The organism is Plantactinospora sp. CNZ320 (genome assembly GCF_002846275.1).
The window spans coordinates 4872548-4889005 of sequence record NZ_PJMP01000001.1 but is presented as its reverse complement, the minus strand read 5'-3'; the positions used below and the strand labels follow the sequence as shown (position 1 = coordinate 4889005).

Genomic DNA, 16458 nt, shown 5'->3' with positions numbered 1-16458 from the left:
TTCGGCCCCGAGGTCGCGGGTACCCGTCGGCTCAGCCGCCGTTGGCCGGTGTCGGGGTCGGTGCGACGTTCGCCGTGACCCAGTCGTCCATTGTGTCCGCAGCCATCGCCCGGTACATGCCGAGCGCCTTCTCCCGGTCCGACACCACCACCGACTCGCCGTTGATGGTCTCGCTGCCGTTGTGCGGACTGGTGATGAACTGGAGGTTCTCGCCGCGCAGGTTGCGGAACTGGATCGCCATGTCGACGAGCGAGAAGCCCTCGTCGACGGTGACCGCGTTGGTGACCGACTTGAGGAAGGCGTTCAACCTGCCCGGGTTGGACAGCGTGCCGGTGCTGACCGCCTTGTCCATCAGCGCCCGCAGGAACTCCTGCTGGTGGCGCATCCGGGCGAAGTCGCCGTCCGGGAACTGCTTGCGCTGCCGGATCCAGTCCAGCGCCTCGGCCCCGTTCATGTGGTTCACGCCCTTGGTGAACTTCCGGTACGGCTTGTGGATCGAGGTGATGTTCCGTTCCACCTTCAGTTCGACCCCGCCCAGCGCGTCGGTGACCTCCTTGAAGCCGGCGAAGTCGATTGCCATCACGTGGTCGATCCGGACGTCGGTGAAACACTCCACGGTGCGTACCGCCAGGGGCAGGCCACCGAACGCGAAGGCCGCGTTGATCTTGCCGCGTTTGCCGCTGCCACACTCCGACTTGGCGTTCTCCGGAATCGGCACGTAGAGGTCCCGGGGGATCGAGACCAGGTACGCCTTGTCGTGGCTGGACGGAATGTGCATCACGATGATGGTGTCGGCCCGCCACTTGCTGGCCTCGTTGATCGGGGCGTCCGGATCCCGGGAGTCGCTGCCGACCATCAGGATGTTCAACGCGCCGCTCACCGACTTCGGCCGGCCGTCGGCCAGCTCGGCGAACGGGTCGGTCCGGGCCAGGTCCTTGTCGAGCCCCCTGACGTAGAACCAGAGGCCGCCGCCGGCGAGCAGGCCCAGCACCAGCACCGCCACGCCGACGACCAAGGCGATCCGGCCCCACCGGGGGCGCGGGCCGCCCCGGCCGGGGGCACCGGGCAGACCCGGACCGCCGGGACCGCCGGGGCCACCGCCGCCGGGAGGTGAGCCGTAGGAGCGGGCCTGACCTGGTACGCCGGACACCTGCGCCCGGCCGGAGATCCGGCCCGGTCCGGACGCCTGGCCCGGGCCGGGCACGGAGGAGCGGCCGGTGGATCCGCCGGCCGTCATCCGGTACGAACTGCCGGTCGCGTTCGGGGGAGGGCTTGCGAACATGCCCTCAGGGTACGTAGCGGAACCAAGAAACCGCTGTGTGCCACGGCCGGGGCTGGCGTGGGCCGGCTATCCTCCGCTACCTCGCCAACCGCTGGCTGAAGTGCTCGATCGTCCGGCGCAGCCCCTCGACCGGGGTCACCTCGGGTTCGTAGCCGAGCCGCTCCCTGGCGAGGGTCAGATCCGGCCGGCGCATCTCCGGGTCGTCGGCGGTCCGGGTGACATAGGTCACCTGGGACCGGCTTCCGGTCAGCTCGGCGATCGTCTCGGCCAGCTCGCGCATCGACACCTCGTGCTCGGTGCCGCAGTTGATCGGGCCGGTCTCGGTGGAGTCGAGCAGCAGCAGGATGCCCCGGACCAGATCGCTGACGTAGCAGATGGACCGGGTCTGGGCGCCGGTGCCGTGCACGGTCAGCGGCTCGCCGCGCAGCGCCTGGGTGATGAAGGTGGGGATCGCCCGCCCGTCGTCCGGCCGCATCCGGGGCCCGTACGTGTTGAAGATCCGGACGATGCCGACGTCGAGCCCGTGGTAGCGGTGGTACGCCATCGTGCTCGCCTCGGCGAACCGCTTGGCCTCGTCGTAGACGCTGCGTACGCCGATCGGGTTGACGTTGCCCCAGTACGTCTCGACCTGCGGGTGCACCTGCGGGTCGCCGTACGCCTCGGAGGTGGAGGCGAGGATGAAGCGGGCCCGGTCGGCGACGGCCCGGTCGAGCAGGTGCAGGGTGGCCAGCGAGCCGACCCGGAGGATCTCGATCGGCAGCGTGGCGAAGTCGGTGGGGCTGGCCGGCGAGGCCAGGTGCATGATGGCGTCGAACCGCTCGGCCATCGCCGGGTGGTGCCCGGGAAGTCCCTCGGAGACGTCGGCCTCGACGAGGGTGAACCGGGGATGGTCGGCCAGATGGGCGACGTTCTCCTTGGAGCCGGTGACGAAGTTGTCCACCGCCACCACCGTGCAGCCCCGCGCGATAAGCGCGTCGACCAGGTGGGATGGGACGAATCCGGCACCGCCGGTGACGAGGATCCGGTGTTCCGCTCCGAAACGCTGGGCTACCACCATAAGCCCAGCCTACCCAGAAGGCTGATCTCCGGCTGGCCGAGGGATGCGCTCGGAGAGGGTCCGCACGGGAGGAGTCGAACGGGTGGTGCCAGGCCGGTTTCGGCCCGACACCACCCGTTGTGCCGATCTGACTGTGGGTGATCTTTCGCGGAGTCGCCGGTCAGTGCGCTCCGGCGCCGGTCAGCGAACGCACCTCCAGTTCGGCGTACTTGTCCGCGTCCGACTCCTTCGAGATGATCGTGCCGATCCATCCGCAGAGGAAGCCGATCGGGATCGAGATGATGCCCGGGTTGGAGAGCGGGAACCACTGCCAGTCCTGGTCCGGGAACATCGCGGTCGGCGCCCCGGAGACCACCGGAGAGAAGAACACCAACCCGACGGCGCTGATCAGACCGCCGTAGATCGCCCAGACCGCACCCGAGGTGTTGAACCTCCGCCAGAACAGGCTGTAGAGGATCGCCGGCAGGTTGCCGGAGGCCGCCACCGCGAAGGCCAGGGCCACCAGGAACGCCACGTTCAGGTTCTGCGCGAAGATCGACAGCACGATCGAGATCGCGCCGATGACCAGGGCGGAGACCCGGGCGACGTTCACCTCCTGCCGCTCCGACGCCTGGCCACCCTTGATGACGTTGGCGTAGAAGTCGTGCGCCAGGCTGGACGAGGAGGCCAGGGTGAGCCCGGCCACCACCGCGAGGATGGTGGCGAAGGCCACCGCCGCGATGACCGCGAGCAGCGCGGCCCCGCCGACGTCGCCGCCGAAGAAGTCGACCCCGAGCGCCTCGGCGAGCTGCGGTGCCGCGGTGTTGCCGGCCGCGTCCTGCGCGGTGATCGCCTCCCGGCCCACCAGGGCCGCCGCGCCGAAGCCGAGGGCCAGGGTGAACAGGTAGAAGGTGCCGATGATGCCGATCGCCCAGAGCACGCTCTTGCGGGCCGCCTTGGCGGTCGGCACGGTGTAGAAGCGGATCAGGATGTGTGGCAGGCCGGCGGTGCCGAGCACCAGGGCGATGCCGAGGGAGAGCAGGTCGACCTTGTTGTAGAAGGTCTTCGTCGCGTCCCCGGCGACCTCGACGCCGTACCTCAACCCTGGTTCGAGGAACGCCTGGCCCTTGCCGGAGGCGTTTGCCGCGTCGCCGAGCAGGGCGGAGAGGTTGAACTTGTAGTGCGCCAGCACCAGGATCGTCATCACCAGGGCGCCACCCATCAGCAGGAACGCCTTGACGATCTGCACGTAGGTGGTGCCCTTCATGCCACCCACGGTGACGTAGATGATCATGAGAGCGCCGACCATGATGATGGTGGCGATCTTCGCCGCGTCCGCGTCCATGCCGAGGAACGTGGTGCCCGGCCGGATGCCCAGCAGCAGCGCGACCAGGGCGCCCGCGCCGACCATCTGGGCCAGCAGGTAGAAGATCGAGACGGTGATCGTGGAGACCGCCGCCGCCGTCCGGACCGGCTTCTGCCGCATCCGGAACGCCAGCACGTCGGCCATGGTGTACCGGCCGGAGTTGCGCAGCAGTTCCGCCACCAGCAGCAGGGCGACCAGCCAGGCGACCAGGAACCCGATCGAGTAGAGGAAGCCGTCGTAGCCGTACAGCGCGATGATGCCGGCGATGCCGAGGAACGACGCGGCGGACATGTAGTCGCCACCGATCGCCATGCCGTTCTGGAACCCGGAGAACGAGCGACCACCCGCGTAGTAGTCGGTGGCCGTCTTGGTCTGCCGGCTGGCCCAGATGGTGATGGCCAGGGTCACCGCGACGAAGATCAGGAAGAGCGTGATGGTCAGGTTACGGGCGGTGTCGCCGCCCGCCTCCGCAGCCAGGGTGAACCCGGCGAGGACGTCTCGACTCATGAGGCTGCCGCCTCCTTCCGCTCGTCCGTCGCGCCGTTGAGCTCCTCACGGATCTTGTCGGCGACCGGGTCCAGCCTCCGCTCGGCGTACCGGGAGTAGAGCCAGGCGATCAGGAAGGTGGAGACGAACTGCAACAGGCCGAAGACGAGGGCCACATTGATGTTGTCGGCGAGCTCGTGACGCATGAAACCGCGTGCGTACGCCGAGAGGATCACGTAGAGCGCGTACCAGAGAAAGAACGCCACGGTCATCGGAAAGACGAAGCCGCGCAGCGCCTTGCGCAACCCGGCGAACTCGTCCGATCGCTGTGCGGCGACGTACCGGTCCGGGGGTGCGCTGGCCGGTGCGGGAGTGTCCGTAGACATGCTGGTCTCACCACCTTCGCAGGGGCAGGGGAGTTTCCGCGCACCGTATGGAGCCGTCCCGATATCGGAAAGCAGTGATCCGGAGCCTGGTCGCCGGCTGCGCCGAACGGGCCGGTGGCTGCGCCCAGTGACCTCGGTCACGCCGCTTGGCGACAGGCCCAGGCCAGGGCCGGCAGGATGGTCGTCGAGCTGGACGTCGCTATTCGGCCAGTTCGCGGTAGCGCCCACGGTGGTGCAGCAGCGGTGCCGCCGTACCGGACAGTTCGACCGTTTCCAGGGTGGCCTCGACCAGCAGCGCCCAGCCGTACTCCCGGGCGCTGTCCAGCCGGCAACCGGCCCAGCCGCCGATCCCGGCCCGCGTCCCGCCTGGCACCGGCCCGTACGGCGTACCCGTCCACTCGCCGGAGGCGAAGAGCCCGCCCGGAGCCGGGAACAGCCCGGCGAACCGGTCGGCGAGCTGCCGGTGGGCCGGGCCGAGCAGGGTCACCGCGAACCGGCCGGTGGCCGACGCCGCCGCCCACAGCTCCGACTCCTCGTCGACGAGTCCGAGCAGTCGACCCGGTTCACCGTCGGCGACCAGGGTGGACGAGACGGTCAGCCCGGCCGGGCCGGTCGCCTCGCCGGTCGCGGTCGTCCCCGCGTACGCCGTCCAGAGCGTCACCGGCGACGGCAACCGGCCGCGCAGCCGGCGCACCGGGGAGCGGTCCCGCTCCGGGGTGGCGAACGGGTCGGTGTGGTGGATCTGCCCGCCCGGCGGCTCGGCTCGGTTCACCGCCCCATTGTGCCGGTCGTGCTGCGGCGGATCAGGCGGTGTGCCGGCTTGACGGCAGCTATTCTCTCAGTGAATAGTGCCCCCCATGTCCACCCCGCACGTCCTGCTCGGGTTGCTCACCGCCGGCCCGAAGCACGGCTACGACCTCAAGCGCGACTACGACATCCGGCTGCCCAAGGCCAGACCCCTGGCCTACGGGCAGCTCTACGCCACCCTCGGCCGGCTGGAGCGGGACGGTCTGGTGGCCAGGGCCGGACAGGACCGGGACGCCGGACCGGACCGGACGTCGTTCGCGGTCACCGAGCCGGGGCGGGCCGCCCTCGACCGGTGGCTCGGCGCGGTCGAGCCGCCGCTGCCGCACCTGAACAGCGTGCTGCTGGCCAAGGTGATCATCACCCTGCTGGTCGCCGACATCGCCCAGGCCCGGAGCTACCTCGCCCGGCAGCGGCAGGCGCACACCGATCGACTGCGCGAGCTGACCGCCGTGAAGACCGACCCGGAGGCGTCGGCGACCGACGTGATCGCCGCCGACTACGGCATCGCCCACCTCGACGCCGATCTGCGCTGGCTGCGCACCACACTCGACCGCGTCGTCGACCTGCACGCAGAGGTGACCAACCCGTGAACACGCACCGTGAACCCGGTCCAGTGACGCTCCCGGACACCACCGAGACGGGCGGGGCAGCATGAGCATCCTGGTGGCCAGGGCGGCCGTGAAGTCGTACGGACCGACGCCCGCGCTGCGCGGCGTGACGGTCGGCGTCGCCGAGGGCGAGATCGTCGCCGTTACCGGCCCGAGCGGCTGCGGCAAGTCGACCCTGCTGCACTGCCTCGCCGGGATCCTGCGGGTCGACGCCGGTGAGGTGACCTATCGGGGGCGCCGGATCGACACCGCCTCGGAGGCCGAGCGGGCGAGGCTGCGGCGTACCGAGTTCGGGGTGCTGTTCCAGTTCGGGCAACTGGTGGCGGAGCTGACCGCGGCCGAGAACGTGGCGCTTCCGCTCCTGCTCGCCGGTGCCCGACGCCGGGAGGCGCACACCGCCGCGCTGGCCTGGTTGGGCCGGCTCGGGGTGGCGGACCTGGCCGACCAGCGTCCGGGCGAGATGTCCGGCGGTCAGCAGCAGCGCTGCGCGCTGGCCCGGGCCCTGGTGACCGAGCCCCGGGTGCTCTTCGCGGACGAGCCGACCGGCGCACTCGACTCGCTAGCCGGGGAACAGGTGCTCGGCCACCTGGTCCGGCTCGCCCGCGAGCAGGGCACCACGGTCGTACTTGTCACCCACGACGCCCGGGTGGCCGGCTACGCGGACCGCGAGGTGACACTCCGGGACGGCATGGTCGACCCGACCGGGCTGGGCATCGCGACGGTCGCTTCGTGAAGCCCACGACCCTGCTCCGGCTCGCCCTGGCCGGTGGACGTACCGACACCGTCCGGGTGGTGCTGACCGGGCTCAGCGCGGCGCTGGCCACACTGACCATCCTCGCCGCGGTCACCATGGTCGCCGTCCCGACCCGATACGACGGCGGCGCGAACGTCTCGACGCAGTACCGCAACCCGTTGATCGCCGAGCCGGGGCTGCGGGCCGGGGTGGTGATCGCCCTGCTGCTGCTCACCGTTCCGATCCTGGCACTGGCCGGCCAGTGTGCCCGGCTCGGCGCACCGGCCCGGGACCGCCGGTTGGCGGCGATCCGGATGGCCGGGGCCGAGCCCCGACAGGCGGTGGCGATCGCCGCCACCGAGGGGGCCCTGGCGAGCGGGCTCGGCTCCCTGCTCGGGCTGGCGCTGTACCTGACCGGCCGGCACCTGCTGCACCGGCCGGACCCGGACGGCCGGCTCGCGCTGCCGACCGACGTACTTCCACCGGTGTGGGCACTCGCCGCGGTGGTGCTGGGCATCCCGGTACTCGCCGGTCTGGTCGCCGCGATGCTGCTCCGCCGGGGCGCGATGGCCCCGTACGGCGTCGTGCGGCGGGTTCGGACCAGACCGCCGAAGCCCTGGCCGGGCCTGCTGATCGGGGTCGGGATCGCCACGGCCATGCTCGTGCTGCCGCTGCGGCGGTATCTGGCGCGGCGGGGCGAGAGCCTGCCGGACGAGGTGCTCGTGCTCGTCCTCCTGCTGGCCGAGCTGGCCGCCACGGTCGGGGTGATCGCCGGCACGGCGTGGATCTCGTACGTCACCGGGCGGGTCCTGCACCGCTACGCGCGCCGCCCGGCCGGGCTGCTGGCCGCCCGTCGACTGATGGCCGACCCCTGGACCGGCAGCCGTACCTTCGCCGCACTGCTCGCCGCCGTGCTGTTCGGCGCGGTCGCCGCCGGAGTCCGGTCCACCATGGTCACCGACTTCGCCGTTCGTCGCCGGATGGCCGAGGCGTCGGGCGACCCGTACTTCCCGCAGGACACCGACTTCTACTTCCGTACCTTCGACCTGGTCTACCTCGCCCTGGTCGTCGCGCTGGGCATCGCCGCCGCAGGCCTGCTCATCGCGCTGGCCGAGTCGATCGTGAGCCGGCGGCGGGCGCTGGCCGCGCTGGTGGCGACCGGGGTGCCGCGACCGGTCCTGGCCCGGGCACTCGCCTGGCAGACCGTCACCCCCGCCGTCTTCGGTATCGGGCTGGCGGTCGCCACCGGAACGTTCCTGCAACGCGGCACCTACGGCGGGGAGATCCGCACCGCCGGCGCCGAGGTGTGCCCGCCACCGCCCACCGAGTGCGTGTCGCCGGAGCCGGTCGGGTACCCCGTGCCGGTACCGGTCGCCGACCTGGCCGGATTCGCCGGCGGCGCGTTGGCGGCGGTGGTGCTGCTCCTCCTGGTCAGCTTCCTCTTCCTGCGGGGCAGTACGGCGATGGAGGAACTGCGTACCGGTTGACCGTGCCGGCTCAGAGCCGCAGCGCCTCCGGGGCGTGCAGCCGCAGCATCGTCGCGGCGACGTCGGTCGGCGCCCGGCGCCGGGTGGCCAGCGAGACGGTGACCATCACGGTGAAGGCCAGCGGCACGGTCCAGGCGGCCGGCTGGGCGATCAGCACGGCCGGCCAGCCGGCCAGCTCGGGCCCGATCACGGTGAACAGCACCGCGCCGACCGCCGCGCCACCGCCGGCCAGGATCCCGGCCGCCGCCCCGGCGTCGGTCAGGCCGCGCCACCAGATGCCGAGCACCAGCAGCGGGCAGAAGCTCGACGCGGCGACCGCGAACGCCAGCCCGACGACCTGGGAGACGTCCAGGCCGGAGACGTTCAACGCCAGCACCATCGGCACCACCCCGCCGAGGATCGTGGCGAGCCGGAAGTCGCGTACCGAGCCGTGGCCGAGCACGTCGGTGGAGAGCACCCCGGCCACGCTGGTGAGCAGGCCGGAGGAGGTGGAGAGGAAGGCGGCGAACGCCCCGGCGGCGACCAGCGCGGCCAGCAGCTGCCCGGTCAGGCCGTCGCCGAGTGCCGCACCGGGCAGCAGTACCACCACCGCGTCGGTCCGGCCGGTCAGCAGCAGTTGCGGGGTGTAGATCCGGCCGAGGACGCCGTAGAGGGTGGGGAAGAGGTAGAAGGCGCCGACCAGGGCCAGCACCACCAGGGTGGTACGCCGGGCCGCCGCGCCGTCCGGGTTCGTGTAGAACCGCACGAGCACGTGCGGCAGTCCCATCGTGCCGAGAAAGGTCGCCAGGATCAGCGAGTAGGTGGCGAAGAGTCCCCGATCGTCGTCGCCGGCCATGCTCGGCAGCAGCCAGTCCGGCCCCTTGGCGGCGTCGACGGTGGAGACCGCCGGCACCGGCTCACCGGCCGCGAAGGTCAGCTCCTCGCCGGGGCGTACCTCCCGGAAGGAACCGTCCGGCAGGGTGAGCTTCGCCGGCTCCTCGACCACGACGGTGGTGGCGGCCGGAAAGACCGGACCACCGACCGGGGTCACCGCCGGCCGGGCGTCCGACTGCCACTGCAACACCAGGAAGATCGCGGGTACGGCCAGCGCGGTGAGCTTGAGCCAGTACTGGAACGCCTGCACGAAGGTGACCGCCCGCATCCCGCCCAGCGCCACGTTCGCGGTGACCACCGTGCCGACCAGCAGCGCACCCAACTCGTAGGGCCCACCGGCGACAGTGGTCAGGGTCAGCCCGGCCCCCTGCAACTGCGGCACCAGATAGAGCCACCCGATGAAGACCACGAAGGCGGTGGCCAGTTTGCGCAGCCGGCGCGAGCCGAGCCGCAGCTCGCAGAAGTCGGGCAGGGTGAACGCACCGGAGCGGCGCAGCGGCGCGGCCACGAAGAGCAGCAACGCCAGATAGCCGGCGGCGAACCCGACCGGATACCAGAGCACGTCCACGCCGTACTTGAGGATCAGGCCGGCGATGCCGAGGAACGAGGCGGCGGAGAGGTACTCCCCACCGATCGCCGCCGCGTTCCAGGTCGGGCTGACCACCCGGGACGCCACCAGGAAGTCCGAGGTGGTCCGGGCCAGGGTCAGCCCGTAGAAGCCGATCGCCACCGTGACCAGGGTGACCACGATGATCGCCGGCACGGTGTAGGCGTTTCCCACCTCAACGCTCCGGCCGCTGGACCACGTCGGTGAAGTCCTGCTCGTTGCGCTCCGCCAGGTGCACGTACGCCCAGCCGACCGCGACCAGGAACGGGAAGGCGGCCACCCCGAGCAGCAGCCAGGGCAGGTTCACCCCGATCAGCTTCGCCGCGCCGACCTCCGGGGCGATCGCGAAGAGCAGCGGCAGGCCGCCGAGCCCGATCCCGACCACCAGCGACAGTCGCAGCGCGAGGGCGAGCTGGGCGCGGATCAGCCCCCGCAGCAGCGCCTCGCCGACCTGGGTCTGCTGGCTCAGCTCGGCCCGGGTCCGCTCGGCGCCGGTGCCGCTGCGGGCCACCTCGGCCAGTACCACCCGGGTCCGGCGCGGCGGTCCGGGCGGCCCCGGCTCCGGCTGCGGATCGATGGGGATGGCCATCCCGGCAGTCTCACCGGCTGGCCGGGAATGTCAAGTCACCAGCGCGTGGTCGGGCAGTACGTCCGGTTGGCGGGCGGGCGCTCGTCCATGATCCGCCGCGCCTCGATCCGGGCCAGGTTGGTCTCCCGCCAGTCGTCCGGACGCAGGTCGTCCTCGTACTGCCACAGCGTGCAGTCGCGCAGCTCGCCCGGCAGCCGGTCCAGCGCCGGTACGGCGTCGGCGGAGAGCCCGAAGAGATAGTCCGTGTCCACCCGGCCGGTCCGCTCGTACCTGTCGACGTTGTGCTCGGCGATCAGCCGGTCCGGGTTCGCCACCGCCAGGGCGAGCAGCGCGAGTACCGCCGTACCGACCGCCACCCCGGGCAGCCAGCGGGCGGCCAGCCGTACCCCGGCCACCGCGACCAGTACGAAGAGCAGGCCCAACCACGCCTCGCAGACGGCGACGAGCAGCCGCAGCCGGGTCGCGCCGTACGCGTCGGCGTAGACGTCCATCCGGAACAGTGCCGAGGCCACCACCACCAGGCTGAGCAGGGTGAGCCCGCCGAGCAGGATCCGGATCAGTGCCCGGTCGGTGCGGCTCTCCCGGGGCGCCCAGCGGGCGGCGGCACCGATCACCAGCAGGGTGAGCAGGGAGACGGCGAGCAGTTGCCAGAAGCCGCGCCGGGCGTACTCGGCGTAACTGAGGCCGGCGGTGCGCAGTACGTGCTCCGAACCGCCGAAGAGGGTGGTGATCTGAACCGCCACGAACCCGGCGAAGAGCACGACGAGCAGCCCGATCGGCAGTACCCAGTCGCCCCGGCGCAGCCGTCGCCGGTTGGGGCCGGACGCCATTCCGGTCAGGTCCGGCGGGGCCGCGAGCACGTACGCCGCACCGAGCAGTGCCGCGCCGACCACGCCGAAGAGGAACACCCAGCGGAACAGGGTGGCACCGGAGAGTTCCGGCAGGAGCCGGTCCACCAGCCCGGCGAAGGCCGCGTCGGCGGAGGAGAAGAGCAGGCCGAAGAGGACCAGCAGGCCGAGCGAGACCAGGACGCTGACCAGGGTACGGCCGACATTCGCCCCCCGCCCCGACCGCGAGGCACGGGCCAGTCCCTCGGTCAGCCACGGGATCGACCGGATCACGGCCGTCGGCGGAACCAGGGCGGAGAGCAGCATCGCGCGTACCGACCGGCCGTCCGCGAGGGTGAGCGTCGCGGTGACCGCCGAGGTGAGCAGGCAGAGTACGAACAGCCAGCCCGCCGCCCGGAACGTGCCGACGCCGAGCAGTGCGACGGTGCTGGCGGCCCAGAACGGCCGTACCCAGCCGATCCGCCGCCACCCACCGGTCGGCCGGGTCGCCGCCCCGGCCGGCGCGGCGGGGGCGTGCGTCGCGGTCCCAGCTCCGGCCGGCGCGGTCGGCGGTTGCGGCGACGTCGCCCCGGCCTGGGTCGGCGTGGTGCTCCCGACCCTTGGCGGCGTGGTGGCCTCGACCTTTGGCGGCGTGGTGGCTTCGACCTGGGGTGGCGGAGCGGTTCCGACCTGGGGCGGCGTGGTCGTCGGGCGTGCGCTGTCGGAGGGGTTCCCGGCAGATTCGCGGGGCCAGGCGGCGGTGACCAGGGCCGCCGTGCCAGCCGCGCCGGCGACGAGCCAGCCGACCCCGGGACGGCTCAGCGGAAGGCTCACCGCGGCCACGGCCGCCGCTACGGCCACTCCGGCCAGTACCGGCTGGGTCGGGCCGCCGGCCGGTGCCGGCCAGCGGGTCGCGATCCAGGACGGAGGCGGCGGCTGCAACGGCGGCGTCGGCGCCCCCCAGCCACCGGGCGCGGCGGGACCCTGCGGTCCGGGCTGACCGTGGCCCGGAGGTCGCCCCTGCACCGCTGATCGGTTCTGCGCAGCCGGTCGGTTCTGCGCAGCCGATCGGCTCTGCGTTGGGGGGCGGCTCTGCGTTGGGGGTCGCTCCTGTGCTGGCGGACGGTCCTGTGCTGGCGGACGGTCCTGGGTCGGCGTGTGGGCCGGACCGCCGGAGGCGACCGGTTCCGCCGCCGGTGCCGGCGTGGGTGCCGGTGTCGGCGCGGGGGTCGCTGCCGGCTTCGGGGTCGGTTCGGAGGTCGGCGGTTCGGTCGGCTGGTCGTTCATCGTCGGTTCCATCTCCTTCACCGCTGTTCCACGAGTACGGCTGAGTGCGCCCCGCCCGGCGGCACCACCATCGGCAGGCTCACCCGGATCTGGCAGCCGACCGGAGCGTCGGATCGGTGCGGCGTACCGGGCTGCACCAGGGGACGGTCGGCGACCGCGATGCTGCCGCCGTGCAGTTCCACCACCCAGTGCGCGATCGCCAGGCCCAGCCCCGTACCGCCGTCGTTGGTCCGTTCGCCCCGGGTGAAGCGCTCGAACACCTCCGGCCGGAGCCGGGCCGGGATCCCCTCGCCCTCGTCGGTCACCTCGAACCGCAGCTCGTCACCGACCCGCTGCGCGACGACGAGTACCCGGCCGCCGGGTGGACTGTGCCGGGCCGCGTTGTCCAGCAGGTTGGCGAAGACCTGGTGCAGGCGGCGAGGATCGGCCTGCACGGTCAACGGCGCGGACTGCTGGCGTACCTCGAACCGGACGTTGCGCCCGGCGCCGGCCGCGGTGACGGCGGCCTGCTGGATCACCTCGTCGAGGAAATCCGCCACGTCGAGGTTCTCCCGGCGCAGCGGCAGCACCCCGGCGTCCAGCCGGGACAGGTCGAGCAGGTCGGCGACGAGGTGACCGAGCCGCTCGGTCTGGGCGAGCGCGACCCGCAGCGTCGGCAGGTCCGGCTCGGCCACCCCGTCGACGATGTTCTCCAGCACGCCCTGCAGAGCGGTGATCGGGGTACGCAGCTCGTGCGACACGTTCGCGATCAGCTCCCGGCGGCGCCGGTCGGCCTCGGCCAGGTCACCGGCCATCTGGTTGAACGCGGCGGCCAGCGTGCCGACCTCGTCCCGGGACGTGGCCCGGACCTGCCGGGTGTAGTCGCCCCGGGCCATCGCCCGGGCCGCCGCCGTCATCTCCCGCAGCGGCGAGGTCATTCCGTGGGCCAGCACCTGCGAGGTGAGCAGCGCCAGCCCGATCGCCGTCACGGTGGTCCAGGGCGGCAGCCAGCCGATGCCGATGATGAAGACGGTCATCCCGGCCGCACCGGAACCCACGATCAGGATGCCGAGCTTCAGCTTGATCGACCAGATCGGGTCCAGCGGTCGGGGCAGCACGTCCATCGTCCGGTTGACTGTGGTCCAGAAGCTCGTCACGGCCGTACCTCCAACGCGTAGCCGACGCCGTGCACCGTGCGGATCAGGTCGGCGCCGAGCTTGCGGCGCAGGGCCTTGACGTGGCTGTCGACCGTCCGGGTACCCGAGCTGTCGGCCCAGCCCCAGACGTCGGCGAGCAGCCGCTCCCGGGGAAGGACCATCCGGGGCCGGTTCGCGAAATGCGTCAACAGGTCGAATTCGGTCGGGGTCAGGTGCGCCTCCACCCCGTCGCGCCGGACCCGCCGCTCGGCCTGGTTGATCTCGAGGTCCCCGATCCGGAGGATCTCGGCGCCGCTGCGTGCCGCGCTCGCGGCCCGGTCGACCCGGCGCAGCAGCGCGTGCACCCGGGCGGCGAGTTCGCGCAGCGAGAACGGCTTGGTGAGGTAGTCGTCGGCGCCGACGGCGAGCCCGACCAGCAGGTCCGTCTCGTCGTCCCGGGCCGTCAGCATCAGCACCGGGACCGGCCGGTCGGCCTGGATCCGCCGGCAGACCTCCAGGCCGTCGAAGCCGGGCAGCATCACGTCGAGTACGACCAGCTCCGGCCGAACGCTCCGGAACGCCTCCACGGCGCCCGGCCCGTCCCGGGCGATCTCCACCACGAAGCCCTCGGCACGCAGTCGGGCGGCCACCGACTCGGCGATGGTGCGCTCGTCCTCCACGACCAGGATCCGGCGTTCCGTCATGACCAGACTCTAGAAAGCCTGGGTGCGCGAATCTGGATCACGTTGTGAACAACCTGTGGAGAACCGTTCCGCCCTGTGGATAACCGACGTACCAGGAGAAAGAAGGCCGGAGAGAATTCGGTCCGGGAACGGCGGGCGGCTGCGGTAGGTTGAGCGCCCTGCGATCTGGCGGGCGAGAGGTGGGCATGCGGAACCGGGAACTGAAGCTCAACTCGGTGTCGAGGTACGCCAAGGAGTCGCCGCTGTTCATCCTGGAGGAGCACGGGCACTGTGAGGTGCCGGCCGGCTGCGGCGGTGTGGTGCTCCGCTGGCGTGACCCGCGCGCGGGGACACCGCTGCGGATCAGGCTCTACGCCGCCGGTGAGTGCCGGTTGCTGCTCGACGGTACGGAGCCGCCCTCGGCCCGCCCCGTCGTCCCGTACGGCGACCACGTCCTCGCCTTCACCCTCGCCGAGGTCGATCCCAGGTACATCGCGCTGATGTTCGCCGCCGTGCACCGTCCGGCCGGCGACTCGATGATCGACTCCACTCCCGAGCAGAGCGGGGAGATCTCGATCCTCTCCACGGTGGACGGCACCTGGCGGTGGTCGTCGACCGAGCCGGCGGACGACGGCTGGCCCCGGCCGGGCTTCGACGACAGCGACTGGGCGCCGATGGAACCGCGTGACGCGTACCCTCCGCCGCCGGAGGGCACCGGCTGGGACCGGGCCGGCCACCAGATTCGACAGCTCGGCGAGCTGGGCGCCGTCGGGCTGGGGGTGCCGGACAACGGACCGATCTGGGTACGCAAGACCTTCCAGCTGCTCCCGGACGACGCCCCGGACGGTGATGCCACGGACGGTGATGCCCCGGACGGTTCCGTCGACGGCGGGGTGGCACTGTGACGGACCGGGGAGACCGGGTGTCCCCGCTGGTGTTGATCCCCGAGTACTTCGGCAGCCTGGTGTTCGACCGCCGCACCTCGCGGTACCTGCCGTTCGACGCCGAGGCGACCGCGCTGCTGCGCCGGCTGGTCGACCGGCCGATCTGGGAACTGCTGGCGGAGGTCGCCGACGACGGGCGCCGCGACCGGATGCTCCGGTTCTACGAACACTTCTACGAGCTGGGCTTCTTCACTGTCGGGCACCGGTTCGCCGGGGTCGTGCTCGACGGTCCGGAGCCGCCCGCCGATCATCTGGCCGGGCCGCTCGCCGTACACCTGGAGGTCGTCTCGGCCTGCAACCTGAGCTGTACGCACTGCTTCGCCGGTGACCTGCCGCGCCGGGAGCAGCGGTTGAGTCTGGCCGAGATCGACCGGCTCTTCGCCGAGATGGCCAGCCTCGGCAGCTTTCGGCTCGGGCTGACCGGCGGCGAGCCACTGCTCCGCAAGGACCTCTTCCAGATCATCGACCTCGCCACCGCACACGGCCTCGCACCCTGCGTCACCACCAACGGGCTGCTGATCACCGAGGAGATCGCCCGGGAGTTCGGCCGGCGGGAACTGGTCTGGCTCAACGTCAGCCTGGAGGGCGCCACGGCCCGGACCAACGACCGGGTACGCGGTGCCGGCACCTTCGAGAAGGTGCTCGACCGGTTGGCGGTGCTGCGCCGGTACGCCCGGTTCACGCTGGCCTTCACCATCATGCGGTCGAATGTCGAGGAGGTCGAGGCGTGTGCCCGGCTCGCCCGCGAGGTGGGCGCGGACACGGCGGTCTTCCGGCCGCTCTACCCGGTCGGGGTGGCGCAGCAGCACCTGGAGCTGATGCCGAGCTTCGCGGAGTACAACACCGCGCTGAACACCCTGGCCCGGATGGACGACGACCGGATGGAGCTGCGCCAGATCGACCCGTTCGGCCCGCAGACCCGGCGGGAGAAGCAGTCGGTGGTCCAGCAGAACTACGGCTGCGGGGCCGGCAACCTGGTCTGCTCGGTATCGGTCTCCGGTGACGTCAACCCGTGCAGCTTTCTCGGCCCCCGGTTCGTGGCGGCGAACGTCCGGGACCGGTCGCTCGCCGACATCTGGCGGCACAGCTCCGGGTTCCGGACGATCCGGGCACTGCCGCACAACGAGCCGACCAGCACGCGGGGCGGGACCGCCACCTTCGGCGGCGGCTGCCGGGCCCGGGCGCTGGTGCTGAACGGCTCGGTGAACGCGCCGGACCCGTGGATCGAGGGCCAGGTGGCGCTGGAGCGGCATTCGCCGGATCCGGTACGCAACCCGCTGGCCGTACTGGACGTGTCGGCCGGGGCTGGCCGGGCCCGGCCGGGCTGTGCAGGCTGACCGGG

At 71.9% G+C, this 16458-nt stretch carries 14 protein-coding genes and 1 pseudogene; 5 read left to right on the top strand and 10 right to left on the bottom strand.

Annotation, left to right across the window (positions count from 1 at the left end):
* Nucleotides 1-31: 31 nt before the first annotated feature.
* From CLT71_RS21750 to CLT71_RS21730, 5 genes and pseudogenes are all read right to left on the bottom strand, one after another.
* Complete coding sequence (locus CLT71_RS21750; RefSeq protein WP_101368729.1) at nucleotides 32-1282, bottom strand: LCP family protein; 1251 nt, start codon at nucleotides 1280-1282, stop codon at nucleotides 32-34.
* A gap of 76 nt (nucleotides 1283-1358) precedes the next feature.
* Complete coding sequence (locus tag CLT71_RS21745; RefSeq protein WP_101368728.1) at nucleotides 1359-2339, bottom strand: UDP-glucuronic acid decarboxylase family protein; 981 nt, start codon at nucleotides 2337-2339, stop codon at nucleotides 1359-1361.
* Between the two features lie 160 nt (nucleotides 2340-2499).
* Nucleotides 2500-4191 carry a sodium/solute symporter gene (locus CLT71_RS21740; protein ID WP_101368727.1) on the bottom strand — a complete coding sequence of 564 codons (1692 nt, stop codon included), beginning with the start codon at nucleotides 4189-4191 and terminating at the stop codon, nucleotides 2500-2502.
* Nucleotides 4188-4556 (bottom strand): DUF485 domain-containing protein, encoded by a 369-nt coding sequence (locus CLT71_RS21735; RefSeq protein WP_101368726.1) that lies wholly within the window; start codon nucleotides 4554-4556, stop codon nucleotides 4188-4190. The genes CLT71_RS21740 and CLT71_RS21735 overlap by 4 nt, the downstream gene beginning before the upstream one ends.
* A gap of 199 nt (nucleotides 4557-4755) precedes the next feature.
* Nucleotides 4756-5310 (bottom strand): annotated as a pseudogene (locus CLT71_RS21730) (flavin reductase family protein); the annotation flags it as partial.
* Between the two features lie 103 nt (nucleotides 5311-5413).
* Between CLT71_RS21730 and CLT71_RS21725 the strand changes: the two are divergent.
* The 3 genes from CLT71_RS21725 (at nucleotide 5414) to CLT71_RS21715 (ending at nucleotide 8191) form a co-directional block, all read left to right on the top strand.
* Nucleotides 5414-5953 carry a helix-turn-helix transcriptional regulator gene (locus CLT71_RS21725; RefSeq protein WP_101368724.1) on the top strand — a complete coding sequence of 180 codons (540 nt, stop codon included), beginning with the start codon at nucleotides 5414-5416 and terminating at the stop codon, nucleotides 5951-5953.
* Between the two features lie 61 nt (nucleotides 5954-6014).
* Nucleotides 6015-6704 (top strand): ABC transporter ATP-binding protein, encoded by a 690-nt coding sequence (locus CLT71_RS21720; RefSeq protein WP_101368723.1) that lies wholly within the window; start codon nucleotides 6015-6017, stop codon nucleotides 6702-6704.
* Complete coding sequence (locus CLT71_RS21715) at nucleotides 6701-8191, top strand: FtsX-like permease family protein (protein WP_101368722.1); 1491 nt, start codon at nucleotides 6701-6703, stop codon at nucleotides 8189-8191. Before CLT71_RS21720 ends, CLT71_RS21715 begins: the two co-directional genes overlap by 4 nt.
* 10 nt (nucleotides 8192-8201) lie before the next feature.
* Here the strand turns inward: CLT71_RS21715 and CLT71_RS21710 are convergent, their stop codons facing one another.
* The 5 genes from CLT71_RS21710 to CLT71_RS21690 all read right to left on the bottom strand — a co-directional run bounded on the left by CLT71_RS21710 (nucleotide 8202) and on the right by CLT71_RS21690 (nucleotide 14193).
* Entirely contained in the window at nucleotides 8202-9845 is a 1644-nt protein-coding gene (locus CLT71_RS21710) for a sodium/solute symporter (RefSeq protein ID WP_101368721.1), read from the bottom strand.
* A gap of 1 nt (nucleotide 9846) precedes the next feature.
* Complete coding sequence (locus tag CLT71_RS21705) at nucleotides 9847-10260, bottom strand: DUF485 domain-containing protein (protein WP_101368720.1); 414 nt, start codon at nucleotides 10258-10260, stop codon at nucleotides 9847-9849.
* 35 nt (nucleotides 10261-10295) lie between these two features.
* Entirely contained in the window at nucleotides 10296-12113 is a 1818-nt protein-coding gene (locus CLT71_RS21700) for a DUF4153 domain-containing protein (protein WP_486483381.1), read from the bottom strand.
* A gap of 278 nt (nucleotides 12114-12391) precedes the next feature.
* Nucleotides 12392-13510: a sensor histidine kinase gene (locus CLT71_RS21695; protein WP_486483380.1), complete on the bottom strand. Its 1119-nt coding sequence runs from the start codon at nucleotides 13508-13510 to the stop codon at nucleotides 12392-12394.
* Nucleotides 13507-14193, bottom strand: coding sequence for a response regulator transcription factor (locus CLT71_RS21690; protein ID WP_101368719.1), 687 nt, complete (start codon nucleotides 14191-14193; stop codon nucleotides 13507-13509). Before CLT71_RS21690 ends, CLT71_RS21695 begins: the two co-directional genes overlap by 4 nt.
* A gap of 185 nt (nucleotides 14194-14378) precedes the next feature.
* On the opposite strand from CLT71_RS21690, the gene CLT71_RS21685 reads away from it, so the two are divergent.
* Together CLT71_RS21685 and CLT71_RS21680 are read left to right on the top strand one after the other, a co-directional pair.
* Nucleotides 14379-15077 (top strand): hypothetical protein, encoded by a 699-nt coding sequence (locus CLT71_RS21685; RefSeq protein ID WP_101368718.1) that lies wholly within the window; start codon nucleotides 14379-14381, stop codon nucleotides 15075-15077.
* Nucleotides 15074-16453, top strand: a complete 1380-nt coding sequence (locus CLT71_RS21680; RefSeq protein ID WP_199187674.1) for a radical SAM protein — start codon at nucleotides 15074-15076, stop codon at nucleotides 16451-16453. Before CLT71_RS21685 ends, CLT71_RS21680 begins: the two co-directional genes overlap by 4 nt.
* The last annotated feature ends 5 nt before the right edge of the window (nucleotides 16454-16458 follow it).

Excerpts from the sequence above, each read along its gene's own strand:
- CLT71_RS21690 (WP_101368719.1), bottom strand. The coding sequence starts at position 14,193 with ATGACGGAACGCCGGATCCTGGTCGTGGAGGACGAGCGCACCATCGCC.
- CLT71_RS21740 (WP_101368727.1), bottom strand. The coding sequence starts at position 4,191 with ATGAGTCGAGACGTCCTCGCCGGGTTCACCCTGGCTGCGGAGGCGGGC.
- CLT71_RS21705 (WP_101368720.1), bottom strand. The coding sequence starts at position 10,260 with ATGGCCATCCCCATCGATCCGCAGCCGGAGCCGGGGCCGCCCGGACCG.
- CLT71_RS21750 (WP_101368729.1), bottom strand. The coding sequence starts at position 1,282 with ATGTTCGCAAGCCCTCCCCCGAACGCGACCGGCAGTTCGTACCGGATG.
- CLT71_RS21685 (WP_101368718.1), top strand. The coding sequence starts at position 14,379 with ATGCGGAACCGGGAACTGAAGCTCAACTCGGTGTCGAGGTACGCCAAG.
- CLT71_RS21720 (WP_101368723.1), top strand. The coding sequence starts at position 6,015 with ATGAGCATCCTGGTGGCCAGGGCGGCCGTGAAGTCGTACGGACCGACG.
- CLT71_RS21725 (WP_101368724.1), top strand. The coding sequence starts at position 5,414 with ATGTCCACCCCGCACGTCCTGCTCGGGTTGCTCACCGCCGGCCCGAAG.
- CLT71_RS21745 (WP_101368728.1), bottom strand. The coding sequence starts at position 2,339 with ATGGTGGTAGCCCAGCGTTTCGGAGCGGAACACCGGATCCTCGTCACC.
- CLT71_RS21735 (WP_101368726.1), bottom strand. The coding sequence starts at position 4,556 with ATGTCTACGGACACTCCCGCACCGGCCAGCGCACCCCCGGACCGGTAC.